The organism is Ensifer sp. LC11, assembly GCF_001695835.1.
Taxonomy (GTDB): Bacteria; Pseudomonadota; Alphaproteobacteria; order Rhizobiales; family Rhizobiaceae; genus Ensifer.
In genome coordinates, this window is the sequence record NZ_MBSO01000056.1 from 185,741 (window position 1) to 201,027 (window position 15,287).

Consider the following 15,287-nt stretch of genomic DNA (forward strand, 5'->3'; position numbering starts at 1 on the left):
CAGAGCCCACATGACGGGACAGCCCGAGTGCTGACGCTTCGGCTCCGCCCTCGACCAGCACCTATCTCTCTCGTGACGTGACGTCAGCCCGCAACCACCTCCTGCACGAAAGACAAGGACATTGCCTCCTGCTCCGCCGCCGCAGAAAGCCAATCGTGAAAGGCCTTCATCGCCGGCGTGAGCGGGCGCGACTTCAGCCGCGTCAGCCAATAACTTCCCATCGAGGTGTGAACGTCGAAGGGCTGCCGGATCGTGCCGTTCGACAGCAGCCGCGAGAACATCAGCGGCGGCGCCAGCGCGATCCCGATCCCTTGGGCCGCCGCCTCCATCATCGCCAGCGACGAATCGAAAACGATCCCTTTCAAGAGTGGCGCCGGATAGGCGATACCGGCCGCCTCGAACCAGTTCACCCACTCGTCCGCGCGATAGGACCTGAGCAGCGTTTCGTCCAGCAGATCGGCGGGCGTCTGCATTCTGTCGGCGATCTCTGGAATACAAAGCACCGATAGCGGCGCTTCGAACAGCCGCGTCGCCTCGATGTTGTGCCAGGAGCCGCCACCGAAGCGGATGGCGAAGTCCAGCCCTTCAGCCGCCATGTCGACCCGATTGTTGTTGGTCGAAAGGCGAACGTCGATAAACGGATGTTTCGCCTGAAAATCGGCAAGCCGCGGCAACAGCCAGCCAACCGCGAAGGTGCCGACGGCGCCGATCATCAGGACTTCCCTGATATGACCGGCCTCGAACCGCTCGAGCATGTCCGCCATCCGGTCGAAGGAATCGCGCAGCACCGGCAGCAGCGCTTCGCCCTCCGCCGTGATCATCAGGCCGCGTGGCAGCCGCTTGAACAGCGTCACGTTCAAACGGCTCTCGAGCAGCTTGACCTGGTGGCTGACGGCCGCCTGCGTCACGCACAGCTCGATCGCCGCGCGGGTAAAACTCAGATGCCGCGCAGAAGCCTCGAAGGCACGCAGCGCATTGAGCGGAAGATATGGTCTGACCATGTATGCCCTAACTCACCTAATGGGTCTCGCAAATAAACGTGGTTTGTTGCGTGAGCACAATCCCTTTACGGTGAAGTACATCGGCTGACCGGTCATGGGCCGCGGTATCGACAAATCAGGAGCGGCCCGCCAAACCGCCACCCTTCGGAGAACCGATCCATGCGCCGCTTCAACTGGCCGTAGCGCCCTGGTCACACGCGTCATCGTCGCAGTCGGCGCCTCCAGCAAGCGCCCTCAAGTACCCGCTCTCGGAACATCATCAGCCGCTCGGACAGCTGTGTCGGCTGGGTTTTGTCTTTTGCCCTGAAGGTCAGTTCAGCCCATCATGAAATTCGTTACAAATCTGCTTGGCACCGCTCTCAATCTTGCGACCGTCGTCGCACTTGCCTCGGCCACGATGGTCGCAGCGCTGACCAGAAACCTGCCCGATCACCGAACCCTCACCAGTTGGGAGCCGGCGGTGACCACCCGCCTCTACGCAAGCGACGGCACGATGGTCGGCGAATTCGCGCGGGAACGCCGGCTGTTTCTGCCGATCGGCGCCATCCCCGCACGCGTCCGCCAGGCATTCCTTTCGGCCGAGGACAAGAATTTCTACACCCATCCCGGGATCGATCTTGCAAGCGTCGGCACGGCGCTCGTCGCCAACCTTGCCAATTACGGCTCCGGCCGGCGCATGATCGGCGGCTCGACCATCACGCAGCAGATCGCCAAGAATTTCCTGCTCACCTCCGACCGGACGGTCGAGCGCAAGCTGCGCGAGGCGATCCTTTCGCTGCGCATCGACCAGACTTATTCCAAGGACCGCATTCTCGAGCTCTATCTCAACGACATCTATCTCGGGCTCGGCGCCTATGGCGTCGCGCAGGCGGCGCTGACCTATTTCGACAAGCCGGTTGGCGAGCTCTCGGTCTCGCAGGCGGCCTTTCTGGCTGCCTTGCCGAAAGGTCCCAACAACTACGACCCCTACCGCCAGGCGGAGCGGGCGACGGGGCGCAGAAACTGGGTCATTGAGCAGATGCGGCAGAACGGCTTCATCGATGCTGAGACCGCGACCAAGGCGACGGCGACCCCGCTCGGCGTCAAGTCCCGCATGCATTCGCCGGCGATCGCAACGGCGGACTATTTCACCGAGGACGTCCGTCGCCAGCTCAACGGCCAATACGGCGATGCAGCGCTTTACACCGCAGGATTTTCGGTGCGCACCACGCTCGATCCGCGACTGCAGAACGCCGCCATGAAGGCGCTGCGCAAGGGCCTTGTCGCCTATGACCAGGCGAAGGGGTATCGCGGGCCGATCGAGCGGCTCCCCTCGACGGCGGACTGGTCTTCAGCACTCGCCGAGCTCCGCCCGCTCTCCGACGTCCCGGAATGGCGGCTCGGCGTGGTGCTGGCGGCAGGGACGACGGAAGCGGAAATCGGGCTAAGGCCGCAGACTGCCGAACCAAGCGGCTCTGCCGGCGCGGGAGAGACCATTCGTCTCGACCGTCAGGCGGTGGCCTGGGCGCTCTGCCGGTCGGCGAAAGGAAGCCGCGGCTGCGCGGCGAGTGTTGATGGCGTCCTGTCTCCCGGCGACGTCGTCTATGTGGAGAAGCAGGGTGGCGGATATGTTCTGCGTCAGCCACCGCTCGTCCAGGGCGCGCTCGTGTCCATGGATCCGAATACCGGCCGTGTGCTTGCTGTTGCCGGCGGCTTTTCCTATGCCCAATCGGAGTTCAACCGCGCCACTCAGGCCTATCGCCAGCCCGGCTCCTCCTTCAAGCCTTTCGTCTATGCCGCGGCGCTCGACAACGGCTATGCACCGACGACGCTGGTGATGGATGCGCCGATCGCCCTTGCCGATGGCGCGGGCAGGACCTGGAAGCCGAAGAACTATGACGGCCGTTTCAGCGGACCCTCGACCCTGCGCGTCGGGCTGGAGAACAGCCGCAACCTGATGACGGTGCGTCTCGCCCGCCATCTCGGCATGGATCTCGTCGCCGACTATGGCAAGCGTTTCGGCATTTATGATGAGCTCAAGCCCTATGTGCCGATGTCGCTTGGCGCTGGCGAAACGACGCTGCTGAGGCTGGTCTCGGCCTACGCGGTCATTGCCAACGGCGGCAAGGCTGTGACGCCCTCGATGATCGATCGTATCCAGGATCGTTATGGCCGCACCATCTTTCGCCATGACCAGCGCGGTTGCGACGATTGCAATGTTTCCGCCTGGAGCGGCCAGGAGGAGCCGGTGCCGGTCGATGATCGCGAGTACGTGCTCGATCCGATGACTGCCTTTCAGGTGACCTCGATGCTGCGCGGCGTCGTCGAGCGCGGAACCGCCAGAAATGTCAGTTCGCTCGGTGTTCCGATTGCCGGAAAGACCGGCACCACCAACGACGAGAAGGATGTCTGGTTCGTCGGCTTCACACCCAACATCGTGACCGGCGTGTTCCTCGGCTACGACACGCCGAAACCGATGGGCAATGGTGAAACCGGCGGCGGCCTGGCCGCACCGATCTTCATCGATTTCATGAAGACGGCACTTCAGGGCCAACCGGTAGCGGATTTCCATGCGCCGGCGGGCATGATGCTTGAAGCGATCGACCGGAAGAGCGGCCAGCCGGTGCCCGGGGGAACCCCAGGCGCCATCATCGAGGCCTTCAAGCCGGGGACCGCGCCTTGCGCCAGCGGTTGCCCCATCATCGATGGTTTCGAAACGGCAAGCACCTCGGCGACCGCCGAGGTCGATCTCTCTCCGGAACTGCGCGAAAAACTCCTCACCAACGGCAATGGGCTCTACTGAAATGGCGCGCGAGCTCCAGCCCCGTCGGGATCATCGCGGCCGCCTCCTTTTCGTCATTGGCGCCTTCGCGCTCGTCTTCGGGCTCATGCTGGCACGCCTCATCCAGCTTGGCGTCGCCGACTATGAGCGCACCGGCTACATTCCGCCGCCACCGAGCCTCGGCCGCCCTTCGATCCTCGACCGGCACGGCAATCTTCTGGCAATCGACGTGCCGAGCTCCGGGCTCTATGCCGAACCGCGCCTGATCGTCGACGTCGACGAGGCGGTCGAGAAACTGACGGCGATCTTTCCCGACATTGATAGCGGCGACCTCTATCGCCGTCTGAAGAGCGGCGCTGCGTTTGCCTGGATCAAGCGCCAGGTGACGCCGGCGGAGGAGCAGGCGGTCTGGAACGCCGGCATTCCCGCTATTGGCTTTCAACGCGAGAAGCAGCGCTTCTACCCCAACGGCTCGCTTGCTGCCCATGTGCTTGGCGCCGTCGACATCGACAATATCGGGATTGCCGGCATCGAGCGGTGGATCGAAGGCCAGGGGCTGGAGGTGCTGCGCCAAAGCGGCATGGATCTCTCTCACCGCAATCTCGACCCGGTCAGCGTCACCCTCGATATCCGCATCCAGCACGCGCTCGAAACCGAACTTCGCAAGGCTATCGCCAAGTTCAGCGCCAAGGCGGGAGCCGGCCTGGTGCTGGATGTCACCAATGGCGAGATCCTGGCGCTCGTCTCCTATCCGGATTTCGACCCGAACCTGCCAATCGATGCGGTGAAACCAGACCGCATCAACCGCATCGCCGCCGCAACATTCGAGATGGGTTCGACCTTCAAGGCGCTGACGACAGCCATGGCGCTCGACTCCGGGCAATTTACGCTTCGCTCCGTTGTCGACGCCAGCAAGCCGCTCGCCTTCGGTCGCTTCCGCATCAACGACTATCGGGGCCAATATCGGCCGCTGACGCTGCCGGAGGCGTTCATCTACTCGTCCAACATCTCGATGGCGAAGATGGCGATATCAGTCGGACCGGAAAATCTACGCGCATTCCTGACACGGTTCGGGCAGATGTCGCGGCTGACGACCGAATTGCCTGAGAGCGCCCACCCGCAATTGCCGCGACGCTGGGGCGAGATCGATACGGCAACCGCCTCCTACGGTCATGGCATTGCCGTCACCCCGCTGCAGGCGAGCATCGCGGTGGCGGCGCTCGTCAATGGCGGCCGGCTGATCCGGCCGACCCTGATCAAGGACGCGCCGCTCGAAGACCGTGTGCTTGCGCGTGATCTGATCAAGCCGGAAACCGGCGAGGCGCTGCGCTATCTGCTGCGGCTCAACGCCAAGACCGGCTCGGCGAAGAAGGCGGAAGTCAAAGGCTATTTCATCGGCGGCAAGACCGGAACGGCCGAAAAGGTGGTCGGGGGCCGCTATTCCAAGGAGCTCAACATCACGTCCTTCATGGGTGTCGTTCCGGTGGACAATCCGCGCTACCTGCTCCTGACACTGCTCGATGAACCGAAGGGCCTGCCGGAAACCTATGGTTTTCGTACCTCCGGCTGGAACGCAGCACCGCTTGGCGGCGCCGTCTTCGAGCGCATCCTGCCGATGCTCCAACTCATGCCCGATTTCGATATCGCCGATGTCAGCTTTCCGGAGATCAGCAGTCAGGGCGCGTTTGGCTCGCGGCTCTTTCCGTCATCTGCGAGCAAGGGCGAGCGGAACAGCGATGTGATCAATGGCGCGCTTTGATGCGCCATCATGAATGCAGCAACGCCCCCGTGTCTCCGCGGGGGCGCGCTCAAAGTGCGAATAAAGGTTAGCTTGCGCTTACCTTTCGATCATGCGGTTCCAGCGCTTGTTCCACTCCTGCCGGCTCTGGTTGATCGCGTCCCAATCAAGGACCTTGGCGGTCTGCATGTTGGCCTTGAAGGTCGCAAGCTTCTGGTTCGCCGCATCCGTGCCGGCCTTGGCGTTGACGTTCGACGGAATGATGTTGCCGTTGTCGAGCGCCAGGCTCTGCGCCTCGGCCGAAAGCAGGTAATGGGCGAGCTTCTGGCTGAGCTCCGGCTCGCTGTTGTTGGCGATCACGCATTCGGTGACCGCGAGCACGACGGAGCCTTCCTTCGGCTGGGCGTATTCGACCGGGATGCCCTTGTCCTTGAGGTTGTTGACCGCCGTCGGGGTCAACGGGAAGATCGCGGCTTCGCCGGTCTGCACCATCTCGGAGATCTTGGCCGAGCTCGGGATGAACTCGATGACGTTCTTGCCGATCGTATCGGAGAATTTTTCAAAGCCGGGCTCGACGTTTGTTTCGTTGCCGCCCTGGATGCGGTTGAACATCAGGAAGGCGTGCAGGCCGAAGCTCGATGCGGAAGCGGACTGGAAGACGACGGCATTTTCGAACTTCGGATCGGCCATATCCATCCACGAGGTCGGTGCCGGCCAGCCCTTCTCGTCGAAAAGCTTCTTGTTGTAGGCAAGCCCGGTCATGCCCATGTCGACACCGATCGCCATATCGTCCTTCAGTCGGGCGGCTGGCTGGATCTGCTCGAGCACCGGATCGGCAGCAATCTTCTGGCAAAGGCCGCCGCCGATGGCGCGTACCATCACGCCGTCGTCGAGCAGCATGACATGCATCTGCGGATTGTCCTTGGCGGCGGTCGCCTTGGCAAGGATGTCGGCGGAGGTGCCGGGCACGACGACAACCTTGACGTCGTTCGCCTTCTCGAAGGGCGGAAGCACGTGTTCGGTATAGGCGCGCTCGAAGTTGCCGCCATTCATGCCGATATAGAGCGTCTTGGTCTCCGCCGACGCGGCGCTCTGCTGCAGGACGAAGGCCAGCAGTGCGAGGGCAGTGGTTTTCATAAGCCGTTGGTCGATCATGGTATTCCCCTTTCTGTTTACAACGAGGCTGCAGTTTCGACCGCCACCTTGCGGAAGCGGCCAATGGAAAAGGCTTCGATGGGCGTGGTGCTGCGCCCCTCGGTGACGAGCTCGGAAAGCACCGCGCCGACGGCGGGTGCGGTCTGGAACCCGGCACCGCAGAAGCCGAAGGCGTGGAAAAGGCCTGATGTCGTTTCGCTCGGTCCGATCACCGGATTACCGTCAGGCATCTCGGCTTCGGTGCCGGACCAGAAGCGGATGACCTGGGCTTCAGCCAGATGCGGAAAAAGCGCGATGGCGCGCTGCATGACGGAAGAAGCAGCCGTCACCGACGGGCGCGAATAATCGGGATCGGCAAGAGGCAGGCCACGGCCACCGCCCATGACGTAGTTGCCGCGCGCCACCTGCCGGCCGTAAAAGCTGCCGCCCTGCTCGCCCATGCTGACAGGCAGGCGCAGCGGCTGCGGCTCAGTGACGACCATCGAGGGGTATATGCGCGTCAGCGGTACTGGCTCGCCGAAATGGGCAGCGAAGCGGTCGGACCAGGCGCCCGCGCTGTTGACCAGCTGCCGGCAGCGGATCTCGATGTCATCGCCGGCCAGAATTTCGAAGCCGCTGCCGGTTGCCGCAACCGCCCGTACCGGTGTCTGCTCCAGCACGGTGACACCGGCCCGCTCGGCGGCGCGGGCAAACGCCGGTGCGACCAACCGCGGATTGGCGTGGCCGTCGTCGGGGCAGAGCGACGCGCCGACGGCTTTCGCCGAAAGCCAGGGAAACCGCTTGCTCAACGCCGATCCGGCAACGAGTTCCAACCCGAGACCGTAGTCCCGGACAGTTTCGGCATAGGTTTCGAGCTTGGCGAAGTCCTTTTCAGTGCGGGCGAGCTTCAGGTGTCCGGACCTGATATATTCGGCATCGATGCCGATCATCGCTCTCAGTTGCGGCCAGATGCGGTGCGCCCGTTGCGACAGCGGCAACTGCTCGGGCGGCCGGCCTTGCCGGCGTACGCCGCCATAGTTCACGCCGCTCGCCTGGGCGCCGCAGTAACCCTTGTCGATGAGCGCGACGGAAAGCCCGGCTTTACGCATGGCGAGCGCTGCGGAGCTGCCGACCAGCCCGCCGCCGATGATCGCGACGTCGACGGAGATACGCCGTCTCATGACCGCGCCTCCAGTTCGCCACCACCAAAACCGAGCGGGATCGGCTTGACCGGCGCCTGTGCGCGCAGCCGGCCGACCTCGCCGGTGGGGACACCGCAGGCCCCGCTCAGCAGCTCGGTCGCCGCGGCAGAGCACATGCGCCCCTGACAGCGCCCCATGCCGACGCGGCTCAGTGCCTTCAGGCGGTTGATCTCCGTGATCGAACCTGCCGTCATCGCGCGGCGCGCTTCAGCAACGCTGATCTCCTCGCAGCGGCAGAGTGTCGTCTCGTCCGGGACCGTCTCGAACCAATCAACCGGGAACGGAAAGGCGCGTTCGAGAATGTCGCGCTCCCGCAAAATGGCTTCCCTCGATGCCAGCAGACGCGCCACATCCGTTGATACGTTGCCCTGATCCTGCAGCATTGCCACAGCGGCGAGTTCGCCCGAAATCTCCGCCGCATCGGCGCCGGCAATGCCGCTGCCGTCGCCGGCGACATAGACATCGGTTCGGCTCGTGCGCCCCAGGGCGTCGCGCTCCGGCAGCCAGACACGATCGCGCTCGTCGAAGCGGAAACGGCAGCCGGCAAGATCAGCAAGCTGGGTTTCCGGACGAAGGGCGAAACCATAGGCGAGTGCGTCGCAGGTGACCGTTTCGACGCGCTCGCCCTTGAGCGTCCGCCGACGGTAACGAAGACCTTCGACTTTGCCCTTGCCGAGAACCGCCTCGGGTCTCACGCCATGGCGGACCTTCACGCCGGCAAACTGGAGCTGCAGCCCATAGAAGAGACCGAGCGCGACGATCCGCGGCGCGTGAGCGGCGAGCGACAGCAGGTGCCGCTTCGACGCGAGGGGTGCCGTATCAAGCACCGCTTCCACACGTGCGCCGGCCTTCATGTATTGCCAGGCGACGAGATAGAGCAGCGGCCCGGAACCCATGAAGGCGACGCGGTCGCCGATCGTGCAGCCCTGCGCCTTCAAGGCGGTCTGCGATGCGCCGAGCGTATAGACACCTGGCGTCGTCCATCCCGGGAAGGGCAGCACGCGATCGGTCGCACCGGTGCAGAGGATCAGTTGCGAAAAGCCGATCTGCCGGTGAACGCCTGATGAGAGAATATCGAGCTGATTGCCGCGTTCGGGTGCAGAGATGTTCCAGACAAGGGTTTCGGGCCGGTAGTCGATCGCAGGCAGCAGCGCCTCGAAAGCCTGGTGCAGCCTCTGCGCCTTGCCGGCTCCCGAGCCATAGCGGCTGCGATAGGAGCGTCCGTCGTCGATCAACGGGCGGCGATAGATCTGCCCGCCGGCGCGCTGGCCTTCGTCAAGCACGATCGGCCGAAGACCGGATCGGACGAGACGCTCGGCGGCGCGAATGCCGGCAGGGCCGGCACCGACGATGACCGGTTGCAACGGCTCACTCATGGGCCGCCTCCGCCGTTGCACCGCGACCGGTGATGAAGGCCATGCCCGGCTGCAAGGCCGTGCTGCAGGCCCTGATCCGGCGGCCATCCGCCATCATCACATAACAATCCTGGCAGGCGCCGATCAGGCAGAAGCCGGCCCGGTCCTCGCCGGTGAATTCGCTTTGCCGGAGGCGGCCGCTGACCGAAAGGATCGCCGTCAGCACCGTGTCGCCGCGACGCCCGGTTTCGGCCACGCCGTTCAGCGAGAAGGGCACGGGTGTCTCGTCCAGGCGGTAGCGCCGGCGGAATTGTGCATGCATCGACATCGGTTCTTAGCCCTTGCCCACCAGGAGCCGGTCGAGACCGAACAGGCGATCGAGAATGATCATGGTGACGGTGGCAAGTGCGATCATCAGCGTCGAAACGGCCGCCATCATCGGATCGATGGATTCGCTCGCATACATGTACATGCGCACCGGCAAGGTCACGGTCGACGGCGAGGTCACGAAGATCGACATGGTCAGCTCGTCGAAGCTGTTGATGAAGGCGAGCAGCCAGCCGCCGCTGATGCCCGGCAGCATGAGCGGCATGGTGATCCGACGAAACACCGTCCATTCCGCCGCACCCAGCGTGCGCGCCGCGTTCTCGGCATTGCGGTCCATGCTGGTCAGCGACGCGAGGATCAGCCGCAGCGTATAGGGTGTGACGACGATCGCATGGGTGGCGACCAGCCAGGCGAAGGAGCCGCCCATGCCCATCAGCGAGAACAGGCGCAGGAAGGCGACGCCGAGCACCAGGTGCGGGATGATCAGCGGCGACAGGAACAGGGCATTCAGCGCGTCGCGGCCGCGGAACTCGTAGCGGGTGATCGCCAGTGCTGCCGGCACCGCAAACACGGTCGAAATGGTCGCCGAAAGCAGCGCCAGCCGGACGCTGTTGCCGAAGGACGACATGAAGTCGGCGTGCTGGAAGACCGCCTCGAACCAGCGCAACGACAGGCCGTTCCAGGGCATCGCCAGCGTGTTTTCGGGCGTGAAAGCGACCAGACAGACGACCACCATCGGCGCCAGCATGAAGACGACGACGAGGCTGTGGAAGGCGAGAGCGATGGGTCCGTTTCTCTGCATGGCTTCAACCCAGCTTGCGCTTCGCCTGCCGCTCGATGAGGCGGTTATAGGCGAGCATGATCACGAGATTGGCGACGAGCACGATGATCGCGATGGTCGCGCCGAGCGGCCAGTTCAGCTCGATCAGGAACTCGTCGTAGACGAGCGTCGCCGCCATTTTCAGACGCCGGCCACCGAGCAGGCCGGGAATGGCAAACGAGCTCGCCGAAAGCGCAAAGACGATCAGGCTGCCGGAGAGAATACCGAGGGCCGCCTGCGGAAAGACGATGCGGCGAAGGGCAGTGAAGCGCGAGGCGCCGAGCGTGAGCGCTGCCGCCTCGACCGTCGGATCGAGCTTCTGCAGAACGGTCCAGACAGGGATCACCATGAATGGCAGCATGATATGCACGAGGCCGATGACGATCGCCGTTTCGGTGTAGAGAAGCTGGACCGGATCGAGGCCGACGATGGCCAGCGCGCTGTTCACGAAGCCGTTTTTACCCAGCAGCATGCTCCAGCCGAAGGTGCGCACGACCACGGAGACCAGCAGCGGACCGATGATCACCAGGAGGAAGATCGACCGCCAGGGTTTGCGCATGTTCGAGAGGACATAGGCCTCCGGCACGCCGATCAGCACGGTGATGACTGTCGTCAGCAGCGCCAGGCGCAGCGTTCGCCAGAAGGTCGAGAGATAATACTCGTCCTGCAGCACCGTCAGGTAGTTGGCGAAGGTGAAATCGCTCTGAATGCCGGCGGTATAGTCATAGCTGTTGAAGGAGAGAATGACCGTCAAGAGCAGCGGCAACAGGACGAGCCCGATGAAAAGCAGGGTCGTCGGCCCTGAGAGCGCCAGCGGCGCGAGCAGGCGCGGTTTGATGGCGGAGGTGGCAGCGCTCATCACTTGGCCGCTCCCGCAAGGACCCGACAATCGGCGTTCTGCCAGGCGAGCCCGACGGTTTCGCCTTCCAACGGCGGCGGCGCACCGAGATTGGGAACAGCGACGGCGAGAACGCCCGCCGGCGTCTCGGCGCTGACCAGCCATTGGCTGCCCAGGAAGTAGCGCGTCGTCACCTTGCCCTCGATCTGGCCCTCACCCGGCTCAGTCAGCTTTAGCTTTTCCGGGCGGATGAAGACCGAAACCTTGCCATCCGGCTCGCGGCGGTCGGTGTTGAAGCGGATCGGCGTGTTGTCGATGCTGATCGAAGCGCCCTTGCCGTTAAAAGCCGCGGTCGCGTGCAGGAAATTGGACTTGCCGACGAAGGACGAAATGAAGTCGTTGCGGGGGTGCTCGTAGAGTTCATAGGGCGTGTCGACCTGGGTGATGCGCCCCTTCTCCATGACGACAACGCGGTCGCTGATCGACAGTGCTTCCGCCTGATCATGGGTCACCATGATGGTGGTGATGCCGACGGTCTGCTGGATGCGGCGCAGTTCGAACTGCATCTCCTCGCGAAGCTGGGCATCGAGGTTCGACAGCGGCTCGTCAAGCAAGAGCACCGGCGGATTGATGACGAGCGCACGGGCAATCGCGACGCGCTGGCGCTGACCGCCGGACATCTCGCGCGGATAACGATCGGCGAGCGCCGAGAGATGGACGAGCGCCAGGATCTCCTTGATGCGCCGGTCGCGCTCAGCCTTCGCAACTTTGCGCATTTCGAGGCCGAAGGAGACGTTCTGCGCGACCGTCATGTGCGGGAAAAGCGCATAGCTCTGGAAAACGACGCCAAGTTCGCGCTGCGGCGGCGGCAGATGGGTGATGTCGCGCCCACCCATGGTGATCGTGCCGGCGGAGGGACGCACGAGCCCGGTAATCATCTGCAGGGTCGTCGTCTTGCCGCAACCGGATGGGCCGAGCAGCGAGATGAACTCGCCCTTTTCGACCGCCAGATCGAAATCGTGAACGGCCGCCACCGATCCATAGAACTTGGAGACCTTCTCGAGGTTCAGGAAACTCATGCTCACTCTCCCGTGGGTCGCAGCCCCCAGGGATCGCCTGCCCCGTTTTTCTTGTCGGCGATCCCGGCGGCGACGACACGTCGTCAACCAACAAACCTCGTTTCAGGCGATGGGATCTCCGCCGTGCGCGAACGCGCCGATAAAGGCACGGTTTCGCGTTCGGGATAGCCGCTCGACCATCCACGCTTTGGCGCATCCACCCTCAAGAAAGGCTTGTGAATTAACTCCAGGAAATTGACGAAAAACACAAATGCAATTTTCTATATCGGAATTTTTTGTTAGAAAAATCCGATATACGGAATCTTGTTCTGTGAACTTTGAAAGATTTGCGCACATGTCGGAATCAGAGAATGCCGGAAGCTCCAGCCTCGCCAAGGCGATCCACATCCTGAAAGATCTCGCCGAGAACGCGAGCGAGGGTGTGCGGGTAATCGATCTCGCGCGGAGGCTGAATCTCAGCCAACCATCGACGCATCGGCTGCTGAAAACCCTGATTGCCGAAGGTCTCGTCGAGCAGATGCCGGAAGGAAAATCCTACCGCCTGTCGCTGGAGTTCTTCTCGATCGCGTCACAGGCGCGAAGGCGCGAGGGCATTCTGGACATCGCCCGGCCGTCGCTGCTGCGGCTGTCTGCCACCTTCAACGACACTGTGTTCCTGCTGGTGCGCAGCAACTTCGACGCGATCTGTCTCGACCGGGTCGAAGGTCCCTTCCCGATCCGCTCCTTTACCGGCGACATTGGCGGCAAGGTGCCGCTCGGAATCGGTCAGGGCAGCATCGCCATTCTCGCCCACCTGCCGGAGGAGGAACGCGAAGCGATCATCAAGTTCAACATGCCGCGCATCATGGACCGGGCCGCGATCGACGAGGTGGACTTGCGCATCAAGATCGAAGAGGTGCGACGGATCGGTGCGGCGCAGATGAATTTCGAGATGATCGAGGGCATGGCCGGCCTCGGGGTCCCGGTGCTCGACCGCAACGGCATTGCGGTCGCCTCCCTGAGCATCGGCACGCTGGCGTCCCGTTTGACGGAGACGCGAAGCGGCACGATCACTGAACTCCTGAAGGCCGAGGCGCAGGCGATCAGCAGCAAGCTCAATCCCTTCGACCCGACCCTGCGCTATCCGGCGTCAGCCCTGCGCGCGGCGCAGAAGAGCTGAGAGGCCCGAACCGCACCCGGGCGGCCGCTCATGCCTGCAGGAAGGCGCGGGCAAAGCCCGGCTCCGTCACCTCGATCGAGCCATCCGGAAGCTTCAGGAAGCGCTCGATGGCGGTACCGTAGGTTCGCATCCAGCCGTCGAGCATCGCCGCCGCGGCATCGAGATCGCCGGCCTCGTAGCGCTGCAGCGCCTTGTGCATCACCTTGGCGACGCTCAAGCGCAGTTGCAGCAGCATCAATGCGGCGGCTTCCGGGTCTGGCGCATCGAGCGTGCCTTCCTCGTGCCCGCGCCGCAACATCTCGGCGACCAAGGGCAGACTGACCGCCAGCAGGGCCTCGTCGATGCGGTGATAGAGGGCGACATTTTCAGGCTTGAAGAGCGCGTTGAAGGTGTTCTTCAATTGCGGCGCCATGTCGAGCTTCAGCCGTCGGGACCCGGCGAAAAGCGCATTCAACTGACCGACCGCATCAAGCGACGGGTCTTCGAGAAGCGGCTGCAATTCGTTCAGGTTCCGCTGCGCCAGCCGGGTGGCGACGGCCTCCAGCAGCGCCTCCTTCGAAACGAAGTAGTGGTAGAAGGCGCCCTTGGAGACATTGGCCTCGCGGATAACGTCGTTGACCGTCGAATTCTCGTAGCCGTGCTGAAAGAACAGCCGCTCGGCGCAATCGATCAGCTCGTTCGATCGGACTTCCGGCGATTTTTTCGTTCTGACCATAAGCACTCCCAGAACAACGGCTTAACACGGGTTCACTGCCCGGTCCACGACGCAGCCGATGGCAAGGGCAACACGCATTCTTGAAACAAACCGACCGTCGGTCTATTTATACAAAAGGTACTGGAAGGTTTCAAGGAGCGTTCTCATGCGTCTGGCGCGCTATGCAGCTGGAGCGGTCACAATCGTCGCCATCGGCGCGGCCGTCTCGTGGTATCTGTTTCGTCCGACGCCCGTTTTCACAATCATCCCGAAGCGCGGCGATGCGGCGGAGATCATCTATGCAGATGGCGTCGTGGAGCCGCGCACCTGGGCAAAGGTCACCCCGACGGTCGCCGAACGCATCGTCGAACAATGCGATTGCGAGGGCGAACGCGTCGGCAAGGGAGATGTGCTCGCCCGCCTCGACGACACCGAGGCGCGAGCCGCACTTGGCGAACTCCAGGCTCGATTGACGCTGGCGCAGGAGGAATACCGGCGCAAGGTCGCACTGGCCGAGCGCAGAACCATCAGCGAACAGGAAGTCGACCGGGCACGCAGCGAGCTCGGCCAGCTCGAAGCCCTTGTGGCCGGCCGTCAGGCACGGCTCGCGACCTACGTGCTGAGGGCGCCGAGCGCCGGTCAGGTGCTCCGGCAGGACGGCGAGATCGGCGAGGTCGCGGATCTCGGCACCGTGCTCTTCTGGGTTGGGGAGCCAAGACCGCTGATCGTCACGGCTGATGTCAACGAAGAGGACATTCCGCGCGTCGAAGTCGGTCAGAAGGCGCTGTTGAGATCGGACGCCTTTCGCGATCGGAAGCTGGAGGCGACAGTTGACAGCATTACGCCCAAAGGCGATCCGGTGACAAAGACCTACCGCGTCCGCTTCCGCCTGCCCGACGACACGCCGCTCCGGATCGGCATGTCCACCGATGTCAACATCATCGTGCGGGTGTCGCATGACGCCTTGATCATCCCGACGGTGGCACTGGAAGGGACAAAGATCGCGGTGGTCGACGGCAATCGTGCGAAAATTCGCGACTTGAAAACAGGCATACGTGGCGCGGACGGCGTCGAAATCCTGTCCGGCCTGGAAGACGAGACGCGTATCATCTCCCCCTTCCCGACCGGCCTTGCCGATGGCACGCGCGTCAAGGCCACGCCTGCTCCAGGGGATTGAGA

Annotated in this window: 13 protein-coding genes; 4 read left to right on the top strand and 9 right to left on the bottom strand. The window is 63.4% G+C overall.

The genetic code is table 11. The annotated features are described in order from the left end of the window. Positions 1–83 precede the first annotated feature (83 nt). Complete coding sequence (locus BBX50_RS26415; RefSeq protein WP_065778248.1) at positions 84–1,001, bottom strand: LysR family transcriptional regulator; 918 nt, start codon at positions 999–1,001, stop codon at positions 84–86. Positions 1,002–1,326: 325 nt separating this feature from the next. On the opposite strand from BBX50_RS26415, the gene BBX50_RS26420 reads away from it, so the two are divergent. Then, entirely contained in the window at positions 1,327–3,783 is a 2,457-nt protein-coding gene (locus tag BBX50_RS26420) for a penicillin-binding protein 1A (RefSeq protein WP_065778249.1), read from the top strand. 1 nt (position 3,784) lies between these two features. Further along, positions 3,785–5,521: a penicillin-binding protein 2 gene (locus BBX50_RS26425; protein WP_139108393.1), complete on the top strand. Its 1,737-nt coding sequence runs from the start codon at positions 3,785–3,787 to the stop codon at positions 5,519–5,521. Positions 5,522–5,599: 78 nt separating this feature from the next. On the opposite strand, the gene BBX50_RS26430 is transcribed toward BBX50_RS26425, so the two are convergent. Genes BBX50_RS26430 through BBX50_RS26460 form a run of 7 tightly spaced genes read right to left on the bottom strand, consistent with a single transcriptional unit; the run spans position 5,600 to position 12,255 of the window. Further along, a complete protein-coding gene (locus BBX50_RS26430) occupies positions 5,600–6,655 on the bottom strand; it encodes an ABC transporter substrate-binding protein (RefSeq protein ID WP_065778250.1) in 1,056 nt (351 codons plus the stop codon). A 17-nt stretch (positions 6,656–6,672) separates the two neighbouring features. After that, positions 6,673–7,815 carry an FAD-dependent oxidoreductase gene (locus BBX50_RS26435; protein WP_065778251.1) on the bottom strand — a complete coding sequence of 381 codons (1,143 nt, stop codon included), beginning with the start codon at positions 7,813–7,815 and terminating at the stop codon, positions 6,673–6,675. Continuing rightward, a complete protein-coding gene (locus BBX50_RS26440) occupies positions 7,812–9,212 on the bottom strand; it encodes an FAD/NAD(P)-binding oxidoreductase (protein ID WP_065778252.1) in 1,401 nt (466 codons plus the stop codon). Before BBX50_RS26440 ends, BBX50_RS26435 begins: the two co-directional genes overlap by 4 nt. Next, a complete protein-coding gene (locus tag BBX50_RS26445) occupies positions 9,205–9,519 on the bottom strand; it encodes a (2Fe-2S)-binding protein (RefSeq protein ID WP_065778253.1) in 315 nt (104 codons plus the stop codon). Before BBX50_RS26445 ends, BBX50_RS26440 begins: the two co-directional genes overlap by 8 nt. 6 nt (positions 9,520–9,525) lie before the next feature. After that, positions 9,526–10,320, bottom strand: coding sequence for an ABC transporter permease (locus BBX50_RS26450; protein WP_065778254.1), 795 nt, complete (start codon positions 10,318–10,320; stop codon positions 9,526–9,528). Between the two features lie 4 nt (positions 10,321–10,324). Further along, a complete protein-coding gene (locus BBX50_RS26455; RefSeq protein ID WP_065778255.1) occupies positions 10,325–11,197 on the bottom strand; it encodes an ABC transporter permease in 873 nt (290 codons plus the stop codon). Next, a complete protein-coding gene (locus BBX50_RS26460; RefSeq protein ID WP_065778256.1) occupies positions 11,197–12,255 on the bottom strand; it encodes an ABC transporter ATP-binding protein in 1,059 nt (352 codons plus the stop codon). The genes BBX50_RS26455 and BBX50_RS26460 overlap by 1 nt, the downstream gene beginning before the upstream one ends. Positions 12,256–12,589: 334 nt before the next feature. Between BBX50_RS26460 and BBX50_RS26465 the strand changes: the two genes are divergently transcribed. Then, positions 12,590–13,414 carry an IclR family transcriptional regulator gene (locus tag BBX50_RS26465; RefSeq protein WP_065778257.1) on the top strand — a complete coding sequence of 275 codons (825 nt, stop codon included), beginning with the start codon at positions 12,590–12,592 and terminating at the stop codon, positions 13,412–13,414. A 28-nt stretch (positions 13,415–13,442) separates the two neighbouring features. Here the strand turns inward: BBX50_RS26465 and BBX50_RS26470 are convergent, their stop codons facing one another. Next, positions 13,443–14,129, bottom strand: coding sequence for a TetR/AcrR family transcriptional regulator (locus BBX50_RS26470; RefSeq protein WP_065778258.1), 687 nt, complete (start codon positions 14,127–14,129; stop codon positions 13,443–13,445). Positions 14,130–14,274: 145 nt separating this feature from the next. Between BBX50_RS26470 and BBX50_RS26475 the strand changes: the two genes are divergently transcribed. Beyond that, positions 14,275–15,285: an efflux RND transporter periplasmic adaptor subunit gene (locus BBX50_RS26475; protein WP_065778259.1), complete on the top strand. Its 1,011-nt coding sequence runs from the start codon at positions 14,275–14,277 to the stop codon at positions 15,283–15,285. Positions 15,286–15,287: the final 2 nt, after the last annotated feature.

Coding starts and splice junctions, on each gene's coding strand:
- BBX50_RS26470 (WP_065778258.1), bottom strand. CDS start 14,129: ATGGTCAGAACGAAAAAATCGCCGGAAGTCCGATCGAACGAGCTGATC.
- BBX50_RS26425 (WP_139108393.1), top strand. CDS start 3,785: ATGGCGCGCGAGCTCCAGCCCCGTCGGGATCATCGCGGCCGCCTCCTT.
- BBX50_RS26450 (WP_065778254.1), bottom strand. CDS start 10,320: ATGCAGAGAAACGGACCCATCGCTCTCGCCTTCCACAGCCTCGTCGTC.
- BBX50_RS26420 (WP_065778249.1), top strand. CDS start 1,327: ATGAAATTCGTTACAAATCTGCTTGGCACCGCTCTCAATCTTGCGACC.
- BBX50_RS26415 (WP_065778248.1), bottom strand. CDS start 1,001: ATGGTCAGACCATATCTTCCGCTCAATGCGCTGCGTGCCTTCGAGGCT.
- BBX50_RS26435 (WP_065778251.1), bottom strand. CDS start 7,815: ATGAGACGGCGTATCTCCGTCGACGTCGCGATCATCGGCGGCGGGCTG.
- BBX50_RS26460 (WP_065778256.1), bottom strand. CDS start 12,255: ATGAGTTTCCTGAACCTCGAGAAGGTCTCCAAGTTCTATGGATCGGTG.
- BBX50_RS26430 (WP_065778250.1), bottom strand. CDS start 6,655: ATGATCGACCAACGGCTTATGAAAACCACTGCCCTCGCACTGCTGGCC.
- BBX50_RS26445 (WP_065778253.1), bottom strand. CDS start 9,519: ATGTCGATGCATGCACAATTCCGCCGGCGCTACCGCCTGGACGAGACA.
- BBX50_RS26465 (WP_065778257.1), top strand. CDS start 12,590: ATGTCGGAATCAGAGAATGCCGGAAGCTCCAGCCTCGCCAAGGCGATC.
- BBX50_RS26455 (WP_065778255.1), bottom strand. CDS start 11,197: ATGAGCGCTGCCACCTCCGCCATCAAACCGCGCCTGCTCGCGCCGCTG.
- BBX50_RS26440 (WP_065778252.1), bottom strand. CDS start 9,212: ATGAGTGAGCCGTTGCAACCGGTCATCGTCGGTGCCGGCCCTGCCGGC.
- BBX50_RS26475 (WP_065778259.1), top strand. CDS start 14,275: ATGCGTCTGGCGCGCTATGCAGCTGGAGCGGTCACAATCGTCGCCATC.